At 42.2% G+C, this 16,241-nt stretch carries 16 protein-coding genes; 11 read left to right on the top strand and 5 right to left on the bottom strand.

Annotation, left to right across the window (positions count from 1 at the left end; genetic code table 11):
• Positions 1-5: 5 nt before the first annotated feature.
• Positions 6-611, bottom strand: a complete 606-nt coding sequence (gene clpP / locus ACEWB7_RS02790; RefSeq protein WP_004781985.1) for an ATP-dependent Clp endopeptidase proteolytic subunit ClpP — start codon at positions 609-611, stop codon at positions 6-8.
• 190 nt (positions 612-801) lie between these two features.
• Entirely contained in the window at positions 802-2,133 is a 1,332-nt protein-coding gene (gene tig / locus ACEWB7_RS02785) for a trigger factor (RefSeq protein WP_312307416.1), read from the bottom strand.
• A gap of 502 nt (positions 2,134-2,635) precedes the next feature.
• Here tig and ACEWB7_RS02780 point away from each other — a divergent pair.
• From ACEWB7_RS02780 to rdgB, 7 genes are all read left to right on the top strand, one after another.
• On the top strand, positions 2,636-4,888 hold the full coding sequence (locus ACEWB7_RS02780; RefSeq protein ID WP_312307415.1) for a TonB-dependent siderophore receptor: 2,253 nt from the start codon (positions 2,636-2,638) through the stop codon (positions 4,886-4,888).
• 71 nt (positions 4,889-4,959) lie between these two features.
• Positions 4,960-5,643 carry a Fe2+-dependent dioxygenase gene (locus ACEWB7_RS02775; RefSeq protein ID WP_312307414.1) on the top strand — a complete coding sequence of 228 codons (684 nt, stop codon included), beginning with the start codon at positions 4,960-4,962 and terminating at the stop codon, positions 5,641-5,643.
• Between the two features lie 427 nt (positions 5,644-6,070).
• Positions 6,071-7,768: a 2-isopropylmalate synthase gene (leuA, locus tag ACEWB7_RS02770; protein WP_034704399.1), complete on the top strand. Its 1,698-nt coding sequence runs from the start codon at positions 6,071-6,073 to the stop codon at positions 7,766-7,768.
• Between the two features lie 112 nt (positions 7,769-7,880).
• Positions 7,881-9,041, top strand: coding sequence for a homoserine O-succinyltransferase MetX (metX, locus tag ACEWB7_RS02765; protein ID WP_034704397.1), 1,161 nt, complete (start codon positions 7,881-7,883; stop codon positions 9,039-9,041).
• Complete coding sequence (gene metW / locus ACEWB7_RS02760; RefSeq protein WP_004781976.1) at positions 9,041-9,634, top strand: methionine biosynthesis protein MetW; 594 nt, start codon at positions 9,041-9,043, stop codon at positions 9,632-9,634. The genes metX and metW overlap by 1 nt, the downstream gene beginning before the upstream one ends.
• Positions 9,631-10,221, top strand: coding sequence for a tetratricopeptide repeat protein (locus tag ACEWB7_RS02755; RefSeq protein ID WP_034704393.1), 591 nt, complete (start codon positions 9,631-9,633; stop codon positions 10,219-10,221). The genes metW and ACEWB7_RS02755 overlap by 4 nt, the downstream gene beginning before the upstream one ends.
• Before the next feature lie 103 nt (positions 10,222-10,324).
• Positions 10,325-10,951, top strand: a complete 627-nt coding sequence (gene rdgB, locus ACEWB7_RS02750) for an RdgB/HAM1 family non-canonical purine NTP pyrophosphatase (RefSeq protein WP_034704392.1) — start codon at positions 10,325-10,327, stop codon at positions 10,949-10,951.
• Between the two features lie 166 nt (positions 10,952-11,117).
• Here the strand turns inward: rdgB and ACEWB7_RS02745 are convergent, their stop codons facing one another.
• Entirely contained in the window at positions 11,118-11,999 is an 882-nt protein-coding gene (locus ACEWB7_RS02745) for a permease (RefSeq protein WP_034704389.1), read from the bottom strand.
• A gap of 112 nt (positions 12,000-12,111) precedes the next feature.
• On the bottom strand, positions 12,112-12,894 hold the full coding sequence (locus ACEWB7_RS02740) for an NRDE family protein (protein WP_411580405.1): 783 nt from the start codon (positions 12,892-12,894) through the stop codon (positions 12,112-12,114).
• 93 nt (positions 12,895-12,987) lie between these two features.
• Between ACEWB7_RS02740 and lgt the strand changes: the two genes are divergently transcribed.
• The 3 genes from lgt (at position 12,988) to ACEWB7_RS02725 (ending at position 14,661) form a co-directional block, all read left to right on the top strand.
• The gene (lgt, locus tag ACEWB7_RS02735) at positions 12,988-13,800 is read left to right on the top strand and encodes a prolipoprotein diacylglyceryl transferase (RefSeq protein WP_312157888.1); all 813 of its coding nucleotides are present in this window, start codon (positions 12,988-12,990) and stop codon (positions 13,798-13,800) included.
• Positions 13,801-13,889: 89 nt separating this feature from the next.
• A complete protein-coding gene (locus ACEWB7_RS02730) occupies positions 13,890-14,282 on the top strand; it encodes a hypothetical protein (RefSeq protein ID WP_034169880.1) in 393 nt (130 codons plus the stop codon).
• On the top strand, positions 14,275-14,661 hold the full coding sequence (locus tag ACEWB7_RS02725) for a hypothetical protein (protein WP_411580404.1): 387 nt from the start codon (positions 14,275-14,277) through the stop codon (positions 14,659-14,661). Before ACEWB7_RS02730 ends, ACEWB7_RS02725 begins: the two co-directional genes overlap by 8 nt.
• Before the next feature lie 49 nt (positions 14,662-14,710).
• On the opposite strand, the gene ACEWB7_RS02720 is transcribed toward ACEWB7_RS02725, so the two are convergent.
• Complete coding sequence (locus ACEWB7_RS02720; protein ID WP_166136276.1) at positions 14,711-15,256, bottom strand: CHAP domain-containing protein; 546 nt, start codon at positions 15,254-15,256, stop codon at positions 14,711-14,713.
• Positions 15,257-15,646: 390 nt separating this feature from the next.
• Here ACEWB7_RS02720 and ACEWB7_RS02715 point away from each other — a divergent pair, with 390 nt between their 5' ends.
• Positions 15,647-16,138 carry a lipocalin family protein gene (locus ACEWB7_RS02715; protein WP_411580403.1) on the top strand — a complete coding sequence of 164 codons (492 nt, stop codon included), beginning with the start codon at positions 15,647-15,649 and terminating at the stop codon, positions 16,136-16,138.
• Positions 16,139-16,241: the final 103 nt, after the last annotated feature.

Raw genomic sequence — 16,241 nt, 5'->3', positions numbered from 1 at the left:
AAAACTTATGGACGTTTCGTTAGAACTTCATCCACAAGACCGTATTCTTTCGCTTGCTGAGCAGTCATGAAGTTGTCACGGTCTGTATCACGTGCCACTTTTTCATAGTCCTGACCGCTATGTTCAGCCATTAAACGGTTTAAACGTTCTTTAATGAACAGAATTTCACGTGCGTGAATTTCAATATCTGATGCCTGGCCTTTGAAACCACCCAAAGGCTGGTGAATCATGACACGTGCATTTTCAAGGCAGTAACGTTTGCCTTTAGTCCCTGCATTGAGCAGGAATGCGCCCATTGATGCTGCCTGACCCATACAGTAAGTCACAACATCCGGTTTAATAAACTGCATGGTATCGTAGATCGCCATGCCAGCAGTCACCGAACCACCCGGTGAGTTGATATATAAATGAATATCTTTATCTGGGTTCTCAGCTTCTAAAAACAACATTTGCGCAACGATCAGGTTGGCCATATTGTCTTCAACTTCACCTGTCAGAAAAATTACCCGCTCACGTAAAAGGCGTGAATAAATATCAAAAGAACGCTCACCACGAGAGGATTGTTCTACCACCATTGGCACTAAAGCGTTTTCAATCGTTGGAACATACATAGGTTTATTTATTCCTAAATTTTTGTGACTTAATCCATAATCACAATATGAGGGATAATCAATGAAATTGCAAAATAATCGCGAATAATTCCATCATATTTTTTGCATTAGTTTTGTGAAAATCAGATATGTCAAGAAATTACTAATATGAAAAAAGGCGCACGAAGCGCCTTTTTATGGAAAGCTTGAATTAGCCTTGTTGACGAGCTTGTTGCTCTTTCAATAAGTCTTCATAGCTTACAGTCGCATCAGTCACTTTAGCAGATGACAGAATGTGATCAACAACTTGGTCTTCAAGTACAACTGCTTCGATTTGAGCACGTTGTTGCTTGTCATTCTTGAAGTATTCGATCACTTCGTTTGGATCTTCGTAAGAAGAAGCCATGTCTTCGATATAAGCTTCAACGCGCGCTTGATCTACTTCGATTTTCGCATCAGCAAGAATACGGCTTACCAATACGCCAAGTTTAACTGATTTCTCAGCTTGTTCTTTGAACAGGTCATCTGGAAGCATGCTTGAATCAAATGCTTTCGCGCCTTGAGCACCGAACTGTTGAGTGAACTGCTGGATCATTTGTTGACGTTGACGGTCAATTTCCTGAGCAACCATTGCAGATGGAAGTTCAACTTCGTTTGCAGCTACAAGTGCATCGAAAGTTGCGCCTTTAACCTGGTTACGAAGGCCGTTTTTCACTTCACGTTCCATGTTTTTACGAACGTCAGCTTTCAGTTTTTCAACGCCATCTTCTTCAGAAATACCGAAGATTTTCAGGAATTCAGCATCAATTTCTGGAAGTTTTTGTTTTTCAACAAGTTTCACATTGATTTTGAATTGAGCTTGTTTACCAGCTAAGTTTTCAGCTTGGTAATCTTCAGGGAAAGTAACATCGATCACTTTCTCTTCGCCTTTCTTCATACCGATGATGCCATCTTCGAAGCCAGGGATCATACGACCAGAACCTAAAACAAGTTTAAAGTCTTGCGCAGCGCCGCCTTCAAATTTTTCGCCATCAACAGTACCTTCGAAGTCGAAAGTTACTTGCATGTCTTTTTTAGCCATGCCTTTAGTTTCAGCCCAAGAAGCGCGTTGTTTTTGAAGATTTTCAATCATCTTCTCAACGTCTTTTTCATTTACTTCAGACGCTTTACGTTCAACTTCCAGACCTTCGAATTTCACTTCAACTTCTGGATAAACTTCAACAGTCGCTTCATAAACTAAAGCGTCGTCTTTCATTTCAGTTTTTTCGATGTTTGGCATACCAACAGCGTTGATTTTTTCTTGTTGGATTGCTTCGAAAACTGTGTCACGAATGATGTCGTTGACAACTTCTTGGTAGATACCAGCGCCGTATTCACGACGAACTACGTTTACAGGTACTTTACCTGGACGGAAGCCGTTGATCTTCGCAGTTTTAGCAGTGCGTTTTAAACGAGCTTCAAATTGCTCATTAATACGGCTCGTCGGTACAGAAACATTTAAACGACGGGCAACGCCCGAAACCGCTTCAGAAGTTACTTGCATGGCTTCCTCTATATATTTGGTAATAACAGGTTTATAAAAATGTGCCACATTATATGACAACATTTGCAGATATACAAAACACAATACTTGAATCGTCTTTATTAATGCTGTAATAATCCAATTTATTCAGTCAAATTCATTTTTCTTTGATTAAATATCCCTTCCCTCAAATAAGAATAGATATATTGATTACTGAAACTGGACAGATCATCTCTTTAATCTGCATTTATGGATTTTTATAGTGCTTTTAGTAAACTTTTCTTTATCTTTTCTTCAATTTTTTTAAACTCTAATAATCTCAATAAAAGTAAAGATAATAATCTATTAATCAGATTTAGTTTAAATACATTAACTTAGAAACATTTTGATACACTATAACATCGCTAAAGGAAATTAATATAATTTTTAAAATCGTCATTTCCTATCGAAAAGTAATTCTTAATTTAAATAAGAATTATTATTATTCGCATACATAAATTTTATGCTTTTTTCGGGTTCCCACATGTCGTTTATCAAATCACGTAAAAAACTCGTTTCATCGGCGATTGCCTCTTCCCTCTCGATTGTAACTGTAAATGCTGTGGCTGATGAAAATGTGGTCAAGCTCGAAACTATTCATCAAGAAGTTAAAGCTGAACAGACACCAAGTTTAAAAGTAGATAATTCCGCAAATAAGAAATTTGTTGCACCCTTACTGGATACACCTAAATCTGTATCAGTCATTTCTAAACAACTGATTGAAGACACTCAAGTCACTACACTTTCTGATGCTTTACGTACTGTACCGGGTATTACCTTGGGTGCGGGTGAAGGCGGCAACCCGAATGGCGACCGTCCATTTATCCGTGGCTATAGCTCTGAAAGCTCAATGTATTTAGATGGTATTCGTAATTCAACCTCACAAAACCGTGAAATGTTTGCCATAGAACAAGTTGAAGTCACCAAAGGTTCTGCTTCTGCTATGGGTGGTGCAGGTACTGTTGGCGGTAGCATCAACATGATTTCTAAAGTGGCCAAAAAAGGTGACTTTTTAGAAGGTACTGTTGCTGGCGGTACAGATGCTTATGCACGTGTGACGCTTGATGGCAACAAAGATTTTGGCAATGGGATTGCTACACGTGTTGCCGTTATGGGCCACATGAATGAGAAAGCAGGTCAATCTGATGGTGCTGAATATAAACGTGCTGGTATTGCCCCTAGTATTACTTTCGGCTTAGACACCCCTACTCGTGCAACTTTAAGTTATTACTATTTAAAATCGGATGATACTCCCGATTCAGGTATACCATATTGGGATGCTGGTTTAGGTAAACCACAAGGTAAACCTGCGGGAGTAAAACAAGGCGTTTATTATGGTTGGAAAGATCGTGACTTCCAAAAACAAGAGAACCAAGCAGGGACAATCAAGTTAGAACATGATTTAACTGACAATCTAACCGTTACAAACACTGCAATGTACAGCAAATCTAAAAATGATTATGTCTGGACAAACCCTGATGATTCTAAAGGCAATGTAGCTAATGGCCAAGTATGGCATCGTCAAAACTCTGCCATCACAGATAGCGATACCTTTACAAATCAATTAGCATTGATAGGTAAATTTGCTACAGGTGCCATTAATCATAGCTTTAATGTTGGTGCTGAATACAGCAAGCAAGAAACTGACAAAGGTGGTTATAACATCATTAACAGTAAAGATGGCAAAGTTTCCTCAACTGGGTTTTACAGCGACTGTAAAGACCTTTCAAGCAATTGGTGTACTTCTCTAAACAATCCAACTCAAAAACCATTTTTAGATCGTCTAGAAGCCCGCCAAGACTTTGATGCCACGGTTGAAAGCACTTCTGTATATTTATTAGATAGTATTGAAATCACACCACAATGGTTACTTGATCTTGGTGTGCGCTGGGACAAGTTTGAAGCTGCACAAAACTTTCGTGCTACATCTTCAGCTGCTGCATATACAGCTAACAATGATTCAGACTTCTTTACATATCAATCAGGTATAACCTTTAAACCTGTTGAAAATGGTTCAATTTATGCAAGTTATGCTACCTCTGCCAGTCCTGTTGGCTTAAATGCTGGTTGGGGAGATAACAGCGAAACCATAAATGCTAATAACCAAATGATCGATCCTGAAGAAGCACAAACTTACGAGTTAGGTACTAAGTGGGACTTATTAAATGATCGTTTGAATTTAACAGCAGCGATCTTCCGTACTGAAAAACAAAATACTCGTGTACAACTTGACCCAACAACTTATGCGAATGTAGGTGAAAGTAAAGTTGATGGTGTTGAATTAGGATTAAATGGTCAAATTACCGATAAATGGGATATTTCGGCAGGTTATACTTATCTTAATAGTGAATTAACAAAAAATGGTAAATCATGCCGTGGTTCAGGTTCAACAGCAACTTGTACAGATAATGCCATTTATAATGGCAACCAAATGCCTAATGTACCTAAACAAGCAGCAACATTATGGACTACCTATAAGATATTGCCGCAATTAACTTTGGGTGGTGGTGCAGTATATTCAGACAAAGTTTATGGTGATGTTGCAAACATCAAATGGGCTCCATCTTATGTACGCTACGATGCTATGGCGCGTTATAACGTTAACAAAAATGTGGATTTACAGTTGAATGTAAATAACCTTTCTGACAAACGTTACTTCACTAAAGCCTATGCTTCTCACTATGCTACTGAAGCAGAAGGACGTAGTGCAGTGTTAGCAGTCAACTTTAAATATTAATTCAATGCAACCGCATAGCCTCCTGATGGGGGCTATGTTATTTTTAAAAGACGATTATTCAGGGGTTTCTCGTGCTGCATCATATTCCAAATGTACTGAGCAAAGAACAGGTGCAATATTTCCGTGAGGAGATGAATAAGATTGAGTGGGTCAATGGCAAGGTTACCGCGGGTACGCTCTCTGCCACCGTGAAACAGAATCAGCAATTACCTGAAGATCATTCACTCACTCATTATCTCAGCAATATTATTCTGGAATCGCTGGGACAGCATGCTCTGTTTTTATCGGCGGCGATTCCACTGGATATTATTCCCCCGCTTTTTAACCGCTATGAAAATAATGAATCTTTCGGCTTTCATGTCGACAATTCAATTCGTCGTATTCGCGGCAGCAGTGAACGCCTCAGAACGGATTTATCCTGTACGGTTTTTTTAAGCGAGCCGGACGAATATGTCGGTGGTGAACTGGTAGTCGAAGACACTTACGGTTATCACGAAGTAAAATTGCCTGCCGGCGATATGATTCTTTATCCATCCACCAGCCTGCATGAAGTTACGCCAATCACTTCCGGTTGTCGAATTGCTTCATTTTTTTGGGTACAAAGCATGATCAGGGATGATGCAGAGCGGCATATGTTGTTTAATCTGGATCAGAGTATTCAAAACTTGAGAATGCAGCTGGGTGATCAGCATGCAGAAGTTATGAAACTGACCAACCTGTATCATAATTTAATGCGTAAATGGGCTGAACTTTAAAAGAGGCTCTGTCTTCAATGATCTTTAAAAACAACTGGATCTATTGTTTATTAAAATATACTGAGTTGTGGCACAATTGAACGTAATAAATAACGCTTTATGTCCAAATTAAGAAAATATAAAATACAATATTTAGAATAAGTGAAAATATTTTTCAATTCTTAAAGTTTATAAGAAAATCTTTATTAACATACGACTAAAATCCATAAAAATAGCAAAAACTTTTCGGGATAAGTGGATTAAACTTTAAATTATAAGTAAGGTATTTAGTGCATTTGGTAGAGCTAAACCACCAATATTTAGACCATATTTCAGGTTTGAACCAGACTGTCACTAAAACCCAATGAATAGACAAAATCTATGCCGCTGACCCACGCACCGCTTTAACCAAGATTACGGTACCCAAGTCAGCATAAGGAGCTCTCTCATGATGTTGGCTGATCCAAGTAAAAAATACCGTCGCATGTATCAACGTGTGGACTTACCAGACCGTCAATGGCCGAATAATGAAATCACTAAAGCGCCAATCTGGATGAGTACTGACCTGCGTGATGGTAACCAGGCGATCTTTGAGCCAATGAACATCGAGCAGAAGTTCAAAATGTTCCAGATGTTGGTAAAAATCGGTTTCAAACATATTGAAATCGGCTTCCCGTCTGCTTCTCAAATTGATTTCGACTTCACTCGTAAATTGATTGAAGAAGGTCATATTCCGGATGATGTTTACATTGAAGTACTGGTTCAGGCACGTGATCATTTGATCGCACGTACCTTTGAATCTTTACAAGGTGCAAAACGCGCAATCGTGCATATCTACAATTCTAACTCCCCAACCTTCCGTCAAAAGGTCTTGAATGTAGACGTTGAAGGTGCAAAACAGTTAGCGATTAATGCAGCGCAAAAAGTGAAAGAATACGCAGCGAAACAGCCTGAAACTGAATTTGTTTTCCAGTACAGCCCTGAATGTTTCTCTGCAACTGAATTGGAAGTGGCGAAAGACGTTTGCGACGCTGTGACTGAAATCTGGGAAGCATCTCCAGAAAACAAAGTGATCTTGAACTTGCCAGCCACTGTCGAAGTCTCTACACCAAACGTGTATGCCGACCAAGTGGAATGGATGCACCGTAACATCGAACGTCGTGACGGCGTGATCATTTCAGTTCACTGCCATAATGACCGTGGCTGTGGGATCGCAGCATCTGAATTGGCAATTATGGCCGGTGCTGACCGTGTCGAAGGTTGTGTATTCGGTAATGGTGAACGTACCGGTAACGTGGACGTGGCAGCGATTGCCTTGAACATGTATACCCAGGGTGTTGCGCCAAACTTGGATTTCTCGAACATCAACGAAATCATTGCGACTGTTGAAGAATGTACGGGCTTGCCAGTCCACCCACGTCATCCATATGCGGGTGACTTGGTCTTCACTGCCTTCTCTGGTTCGCACCAGGATGCCATCAAAAAAGGTTTCGAATTCCAGAAAAACGAAGAAATCTGGGATATGCCGTACTTGCCGATCGATCCAAAAGACTTGGGCCGTGACTATGACGCTGTCATTCGCGTGAACTCACAGTCTGGTAAAGGCGGTATCGCATACTTGTTAGAATCGAACTACAACGTGACCTTGCCACGTCGTTTACAGATCGAATTCTCGCAAATCGTGCAGCAAAAAACTGATGAAGATGGTACTGAGATTTCAGCACAAGCGATCTGGAGCTTGTTCAAAGAAACTTATGTAGCTGCGAAAGATGCCCATTATTCAGCGAAAAACTACAAATTGTCAGATGAAAATGGCAATCAGGTGATTGAGTTGGATATCGAAGTCAATGGTGAAACTCAGCACTTGCGTGGTGAAGGTAACGGTCCGATCTCTGCGATCTTGGATGCCTTACAATTGCCGATTGATGTCTTGAACTATGAAGAACGTAGCATCAGTTCAGGTGCACATGCCAAAGCCTTGGCATTGGTTGAACTTCAAGTAAAAGGCACAGGTAAATCTGCCTTTGGTGCGGGCGTGCATGACAACATCGTGACCTCTTCGATTGAAGCAATTATTGCATGTACCAACCGTCTGATCGATCAGGATGTGTTAAGCACTGAACAGGTGATTGCTGCTGCCGTCTAAATCCGGTATTTGAATTAGCAATAATTCATAGCATTAAAAAGACTTTAGAAGGATACCTGCAAATGGTATCCTTTTATTTATTCATACTAAAGATTTAAGGCGAATCATTCCCGTGTCTTTTCCAGCTGACTCAGTGGGCCTTGTTGTCCCACAAAAGTTCCAATTCGAACAGCCGTTAGAGCTTGAATGCGGTCGCATCCTCCCACGTTTTGAACTGATGGTAGAAACTTATGGCGAACTGAATGCCGATAAGTCCAATGCCATTTTGATCTGCCATGCCCTGTCTGGCCATCACCATGCTGCCGGTTATCATCATGAAGATGATAAAAAACCAGGCTGGTGGGATGCCTGTATTGGCCCGGGCAAGGCAATCGATACCAATAAATTCTTTGTGGTGGCGCTGAATAATATCGGCGGTTGTAATGGTTCTACTGGTCCTACCTCTCCTAATCCCGAAAATGATAACCGTCCATATGGTCCAGACTTTCCGCTAGTCACTGTGCGTGACTGGGTAAAAACACAGGCGATGCTGTCTGACCGTCTGGGGATTGATGTGTGGTATTCCATCATTGGCGGCTCACTCGGGGGCATGCAGGCCTTGCAATGGTCGGTAGATTATCCGGACCGTCTGCAAAAATGTGTGATTATTGCCAGCGCACCAAAACTGTCTGCACAAAATATTGCCTTTAACGAAGTAGCGCGTCAGTCGATTCTGTCAGATCCGGACTTCCATCATGGCCGTTATCTAGAAAATGACAGCTATCCAAAACGAGGCCTGATTCTGGCACGGATGGTTGGTCATATTACCTATCTGTCTGAAGAAGCCATGAAGCAGAAATTTGGCCGTGATTTAAAATCTGGCAAATTCATGTATGGCTTCGATGTAGAATTCCAGGTCGAAAGCTATCTGCGTTACCAAGGTGAACAGTTTAGCCGTAACTTTGATGCCAATACTTATCTGATCATGACCAAAGCACTGGATTATTTCGATCCTTCACGTGAATATCAGCAGTCACTGGTCAAAGCGATGGCGCAAACCAAATGTAAGTTCCTGGTAGTTTCTTTCACGACTGACTGGCGTTTCTCGCCTTCACGTTCTGTTGAAATCGTGGATGCCCTCATTACCAATCATAAGCCGGTCAGCTATGTCGATATTGATGCTGAACAAGGCCATGACTCTTTCCTGTTCCCGATTCCCCTGTATGTAAAATCCTTGCGCGCCTTCCTGGGCGGTGAAGAACATCTGCGATCAACACCGAAGGAGGCTGTGTAATGCGTATTGACCAACAACTTGCTGAGAAATGGATCAAGCCCGGTTCACGTATCCTCGACCTCGGTTGTGGTGATGGCGAACTGCTGGCCCATATGAGCAAAAAGCACAATATTCGTGCATATGGATTAGAAATTGATCAAGAAAAGATTGCAATTGCGATCAGTCGCGGGTTAAATATCATCCAGCAGGACTTAAACCTCGGTTTAAGCCGTTTTGCTGACCAGTCTTTTGACTATGTGGTGATGGCACAGGCTTTGCAAGCTGTAGATGCACCAGACGTATTATTGCGTGACATGGTGCGTGTAGGGAAACAGGCCATTATTACCTTTCCAAACTTTGCGCACTGGAAGACTCGTTCTTTCTTGGCATTAAAAGGGAAAATGCCGGTTTCGGAAGCCTTACCCTATATGTGGTATAACACCCCGAATATTCACCTATGTACCTTCCGTGACTTTGAAGCATTATGCGCGGAAAACAACATCAAAATTATTAATCGACTCGCTGTGAATGGGAATCAAGAAGATAGTTTGCTTAGCAAACATCTCCCAAATCTGTTTGGTGAAGTCGCAATTTATCGAGTGAGCGCTCTATGAAAAAATTATTATTAAGTACGACGCTACTGGCTGGACTTTTTGGCATGCAGGCCCATGCCGATTACGTTGCACCAACGCCTTCTGTGGCCAGCCAAGCAGCGCAATATTCAGTAATGGACATTCATAGTCTGACTAAAGCGGCTAAAGCAGGTCAGCCTGGTGCACAATTTTATTTAGCAACAAAATACCAGTATGGTAAAGACATTCAGAAAGATGAACGTCAGGCTTTTGCCTGGTATAAAGCAGCAGCAGATCAAGGTCTGGCAGTGGCTCAACTGAATGTTGGCCGTATGCTGGCAGATGGTATTGGCACCAAGAAAGATGAAACACTGGCTCGCCAGTACTTTGAAAAAGCAGCCAGCCGCGGTGATAATCGTGCCAGCTTTAACCTGGCGATGATGGAAGAGAAAAAGAAAAACTATATAGGTGCTTATCAGTGGTATGAACTCTCTACCCGTGACGGCATGCTGGACAATAAAGTGATTACTTTATCTGAAGGCAAAAAAACTGCATTGGCAGCCAACTTGACCCAGGAACAGATCCGTCAAGCACGTGATCGTGCAGACCGTTGGATTCAGGCACAATAAGCTGGATCTGCAAAAGAGCGCCTTCGGGTGCTTTTTTTATGGCCTAAAAACTGCAGCAAGTTGCTACACTACATATATGTAATTTGAAAGATGAGTAATTGATATGGCTTCAACTGACTGGTTATCCCAAGGCACACTGGTACTGGCAAGTAATAATAAAGGCAAAATTGCAGAATTTGAAAAGATGTTTGCAGAACTCAAACTTCCAGTTGAAGTTATTCCTCAAGGTCAGCTGAACATCGAAGATGCGATTGAAGATGGTTTGAGCTTTGTTGAAAATGCCATTATCAAGGCACGTCATGCCTCACGTATTTCTGGCAAGCCTGCGATTGCTGATGATTCAGGGATTTGTGTACCAGTTCTGGGCGGTGCACCTGGAATTTACTCTGCACGTTATGCGGGTGAACATGGTGATGATGCAGCGAACAACGAAAAATTACTGGCTGACCTGAAACCACTGCGTAAAGACGGTGAACCGATTGAAGGCATGTTTGTGTGTGTACTGGCCTTAGTTCAACATGCCGAAGACCCATTACCACAAATCTTCCAGGGCATCTGGAAAGGTGAGATCTTGGAAGCAGCCCGTGGTGAAAATGGCTTTGGCTATGATCCGCTGTTCTGGTTACCTGAACTGGGTATTGCGAGTGCGGAAATGAGCAAGGAAGAAAAAAATAAAATCAGCCATCGTGGTCAGGCGATGAAACTGTTTAAGGCGAGTTTGGAAAAATAAATCTAATTCTTAAAGAAGTCCTCCCTCCTTTTAGGAGGGAGTTAGAGGGAGGCCATTTCCTCACCCTTGGGGAGAAGGAGCCCCTCCCTTTTTCAAAGGGAGGTTGGGAGGGATTTAAATAGTAAATTACCTCTCCCTAACCCTCTCCTACAAGGAGAGGGAACTTTCATAACGTTGGCACCACCGCATGTACCACCATCCCATACACCCCAATCAAAATTGCACTCGCAATCGTTCCTGAGGCAATATATTTCGCTGAATAACCTGTGCCCTGATAATGGGTTTCCAGCGCCACAATATTCGCGGCGGGTGGAAGCAGGAAATACATCATCATCACAGCATAGATCAGGGCTTGATGTGGAATCGGTAATAAGAAATAAGCCCCTGCTGCCAGACCTAGAGCCAGCACAAAACGACCGCTGATCAAGATCAAACTACGTTTTAAATCACTCAGTTGAATCCTGACTTTACTCAACCACATTCCCAGAATACACATACCGGCAAAAGTCACTAGAAACTTGTTCGTGGCATAGCCCCATTGAATCAGCGGATGCGCTTCATAGGTAGTAAAATCCCAGAAGGACAAAATCGCTGCAATAGAAAGCGCAATCACTGGCGGGGATTTCAACATATTTTTAATAATGAATTGAGGAGCCTGTTTTTCAGCACTGACTGCCACTACTGCACTGACATTGCCAAATAAAGAACCGCCAATATAAAGAGCAACAATAGTATTTAAGGCATCCGGACCAAATACAGCTAAGGCAAAAGGAAAGCCAAGCCAGACCCCATTTAAATAACTAAAACATAATGCCCGCAACTTATCTTTGGAGAAAAGAAAGAACAGGCCAAACAGAAACAGTGAGCTAAAGATACTAAAACCGATCAGCCACAGACTGCCCGGCTTATAAAACACCATGTTGTAAATGACAATCAAGGGAATCAAAAGACGTGCCAGCAAGGCCGCCATGAATGGACGGATCGACTTTAAATAATGAACGCCCCAGAATCCAATCAGAAATGAAATAAGCGGAAGGAGCAATGCCATAGGAAAGCTGAAAATGCGTAGATAGATGGGCTTTATCCTAGCATACCTATCCGTTTTCAGAGTTCACTGTTTAAACTGATCTTTTTATAAATATCATCACCAATACTGTTATTTATGAAGTGATCGGAATGACTTGCACAACGACCTGCCCTGCGGTTTCACCCTGCTGGGATTTTTCCAGCCACTGCCATTCATCGGTTTTCATTCGCAGGAAATTAGAACAGCGCGTGCCATACACTGGACTTTGAATAAAGGTCGAAGATAACAGCTGTTCCATTTCATGCGAGATCCCGGTCTTCGGCAATAATTCAGGAATGATCTTGCGTTCATCTTCCAGAATATCCCAAACGGCATAACAAAGATCAGATTCAGGCATATCTGGATACTGCAGCATGGGCAGAAATTCCTGGGTAAAACGCTTGCGCAAATGCCGGGTCTTTTGCCAGTCTTCGCTCATCAGGCCATTTGAGACTACATATACCCCATGTGCCAGTACTTGTGGTGCCTCGCCACGATTACTCATATAGACGGCTTGATCACGATCACCGACAAACAGGTTAAAGCCCGCATAATCACATTGACATTTTTCCAGTTCTTGAGCAAACCGGATAGGTGTCAATTCGGATTCCAGAAAATGCTGAATGATATGTCCACGTGAAGTTGGGTAGTTATTCTTGTCATTACCATCCCTGAAATTGGTAATCACTGCCCATCGTCCTGAAGCAGTTATACCCATCCAGGTACCGCCAGACTGCAGATCCTGCCCGGCAATAATCGGACTGTTCTCCCATTCATGTAATGCCTGGGTTGGACGTTGATAGAACTCATCACGATTTGAAATCAGACATAATGGCGTTTCATCCAGAACTCGCCAAGCCAGTGCCACAATACACATAATTGATGCTCTCGATCTTTACACATTGAATGTACAACATTTTTCTTCGCTTTCAGCTAAAATCTGTGCAAAACAGAATCACAAGGAACAGGAATGCTCACCTATCCAAACATAGATCCCGTTGCAATTTCGCTCGGGCCTTTGCAAGTCCACTGGTATGGACTGATGTATCTCTTGGCTTTTTTATTTGCCTGGGGACTGGCGACTTATCGCGCTAAACAACGCGGCTGGACACCAGATATGGTCTCGGATCTGATTTTCTTTGGGGCTTTGGGTGTGATTATCGGTGGCCGGGTCGGTTATGTTTTATTCTACGGTTTTTCTCAGTTTTTGGAAAACCCACTCTGGCTGTTCCAGATCTGGACCGGTGGGATGAGTTTCCACGGCGGTTTCCTCGGCGTAATCGTAGCGATGTTGTGGTGGTGCAAGAAATATAAGATGGCCTGGTTCCAGACACTGGACTTTATTGCGCCCTGCGTTCCGACAGGCCTGATGTTTGGCCGGATCGGTAACTTTATTGGTGGTGAACTCTATGGCCGTCAAGTGACTGATCCAAACTTTGCTTTGGGCATGATTTTCCCGACCGATCCGCTGCAACTGGTACGTCATCCCTCACAGCTGTATCAGGCGCTCTGTGAAGGCCTGATTCTGTTTATTGTACTGTGGTGGTTCAGTAGCAAGCCACGTCCACGTATGGCGGTTTCTGCGGTATTCCTGACCGGCTATGGTCTGGCCCGTTTTATCGTTGAGTTCTTCCGTGAACCGGATAATGGTCAGCTATTTATTGGCTGGATGAGTAAAGGACAATTCCTGAGCCTGCCAATGATCCTGATTGGTCTGTGGATGCTGTGGTATGCCTATCAGAAGAAAGTTTATGACTGGGGTCCACAGAAAAATAACGGATAATTTTCCTAAATATTGCGAGGCCTCTGCCTCGCTTTTTTATATTTAAAATATGCTAAAGTGCTTTTTATCTTTTCTGTTCATATATCATCATGCTTGAGTTCTGGTTCAATCCGCAGGTGTCGCTCCTGAAAAAACTGCTGTTCTTTGTTGTGATTGCTGCAATTGCCGTAGGTCTGTACTGGATGGAACCTTTGCCTTTAGATGCCATCCTGATGTTTGCCGGTACCGGAATTATTTTTCTGATTTGTCGTTACTGTAAAATTCATTTCGCAGCAAAAAATCCGACTGGCCTGTTCTATCGTGTCCTGACCTGGATTCCGATTGCCTTATTAATCAGCCTGATTTTTATGAACATGAAACAGGGTGAAATCTTGCTGCCAGGCGCTCAGGGAATTGCCTTTATGGCTTTGACAATCTGCCTGTTTTCGCCTCTGTCTTTGCTTAATCAGAACAAGTCGGATTCAGGTTCCCCACATGCTTGAGTTCTGGTACTCCGAACGCTGCAACCGTCAGCTCAAGCTCATCATTATTATTGCGGTATGTATCGTAATTTACATAGCATCGACTGTAACGAAACTGGGTTCGATATTTGTTGGAATCAGTCTGGCGATTGGAATGCTGATGCACGTCTTGCGTGAATTCAGATTAAAGCTTTCTCCTGAAAATCCTTATGCCGAAGGTTTTCGTGCTTTAACGATGGCGATTCCGATTGTGGCAGTAATTAGCCTGATCGGTTATTTACCCAAAACGGGTGAGCTCTGGAAAACTGTAGCGCTAGGTCTACAATGCTTGGGTTTTGTGGCGATTGGACTGTTTATCGTGTCGATTTATAATAAACGTGCGAAACGCTTCGAAGATTGAACCATTTCGCGACTTTCATTTTTAACTTCTGAAATTTTCAGCGTCTGATTTAAAGATATGAATCTAGACGGTAATATGTATATTTCACATCGGAATTACGATAGACCGCATAGCCATTCTGTTTAAAATCAGAAACCCAGGCCGAACCAGAATATGCTGCAATATGACCATACTGATGCTGTGAAGTCCGGTCGATAATGTAGATATCACCTTTTTTCGGACGGTCAAAAGACAGGTTGATTTTTCGATAGCCTAATTGCTGCAGGGTATTGCCCCAGTCAGCTGCGGCGACAGGATGATTCACAATTTTTGCGCCTGAAGACTGCAAACCGACGCGAATACTGCGTGCACATTTCTGTGTACTGGTACTGCGGGTAATGCCTTGCAGGTAGCTGGTGAATTTTTCAATATCGAAACGCTGGCCGTTCATTGCACTAAAAGTCTTGCGAGATTCAGAGCTTTTGTTACGAGCTGACACAGAGGTATAGCGCTGAGGCTGACGTTTGGAATTTTGTCCCGATTGGGAACGAATTATGACGTTCGCTTGAACAGGAGCATGCACTTCGCTCATATTCACTTGATGATCATAAATCATATTGGACCAAGTACTCCTCGCCTGTAAGTTTGGCTTTCAAATCTTCAACACGCGGTGAATACTAGACGGTTGAATGTTACTTTTCACGTTAAAAATGTAAATATATTTTTCCGCATTTGTTTAATTTTACTTAACTTGTTATTTCTTTTAGATTTATAAAATTTACAATTTTCACAAAAAAGTTATAAATTCACTACTTTTCAAATTTATTACCGACCCTGCTCAGACTCTATTTCTAAATCAATTTTTGAGCGCCTTTCTGATTAAATCTGTAATTTTACTCACGATAATAAAGTCAACATTTCACTACAGGATTACATCATTCCGGCTAACAACTCTCGTATTAGACTGATTTAGTAAATTTAAATTGAGATGATGAGGAAGAAAAATATGAGTCATGATGTAAAGACTATTTCAAATTTCAATTTAGAAAAATATTTAGGGATCTGGTACGAAATTGCCCGTCTGCCTATGAAACACCAACCTGAAGACAGTACTGATATTTCCGCAGCCTACAGCCTGAATGAAAATGGCACAGTCCGCGTCCAGAACCGTTGTCTAGATGGTGCGGGCAAACTGGATGAATCTATTGGGGAAGCCACTATTGTTGATGCGGAACATGGCAAACTGGAAGTCAGTTTCTTGCCTGAAGGTTTGCGCTGGGTACCTTTTACCAAAGGGGATTACTGGATTCTCAAACTGGATGACAACTATGAGACCGCCTTGGTCGGTGAGCCAAATATGAAATATCTATGGCTCCTGCATCGTAAGCCAACACTGGACGAAACGACCAAACAGGAATATCTGGCCTATGCTGAATCGCTGGGTTATGACCTGGCTGATCTGATCCATACGGTACATACCGGTAAGCCAACGGCTTAAAAAAAGATGATAAAAAAGCATCCATCATGGGTGCTTTTTTATGCCCTTTTCTCTCATGTTTAATCATTTTCACTGCTATGCGGAAGTGCTCAAAAAAATGTTA

Source organism: Acinetobacter sp. NIOH-H-8, from assembly GCF_046635365.1.
Taxonomy (GTDB): Bacteria; Pseudomonadota; Gammaproteobacteria; order Pseudomonadales; family Moraxellaceae; genus Acinetobacter.
This window is presented reverse-complemented; position numbering and strand designations above follow the sequence as displayed.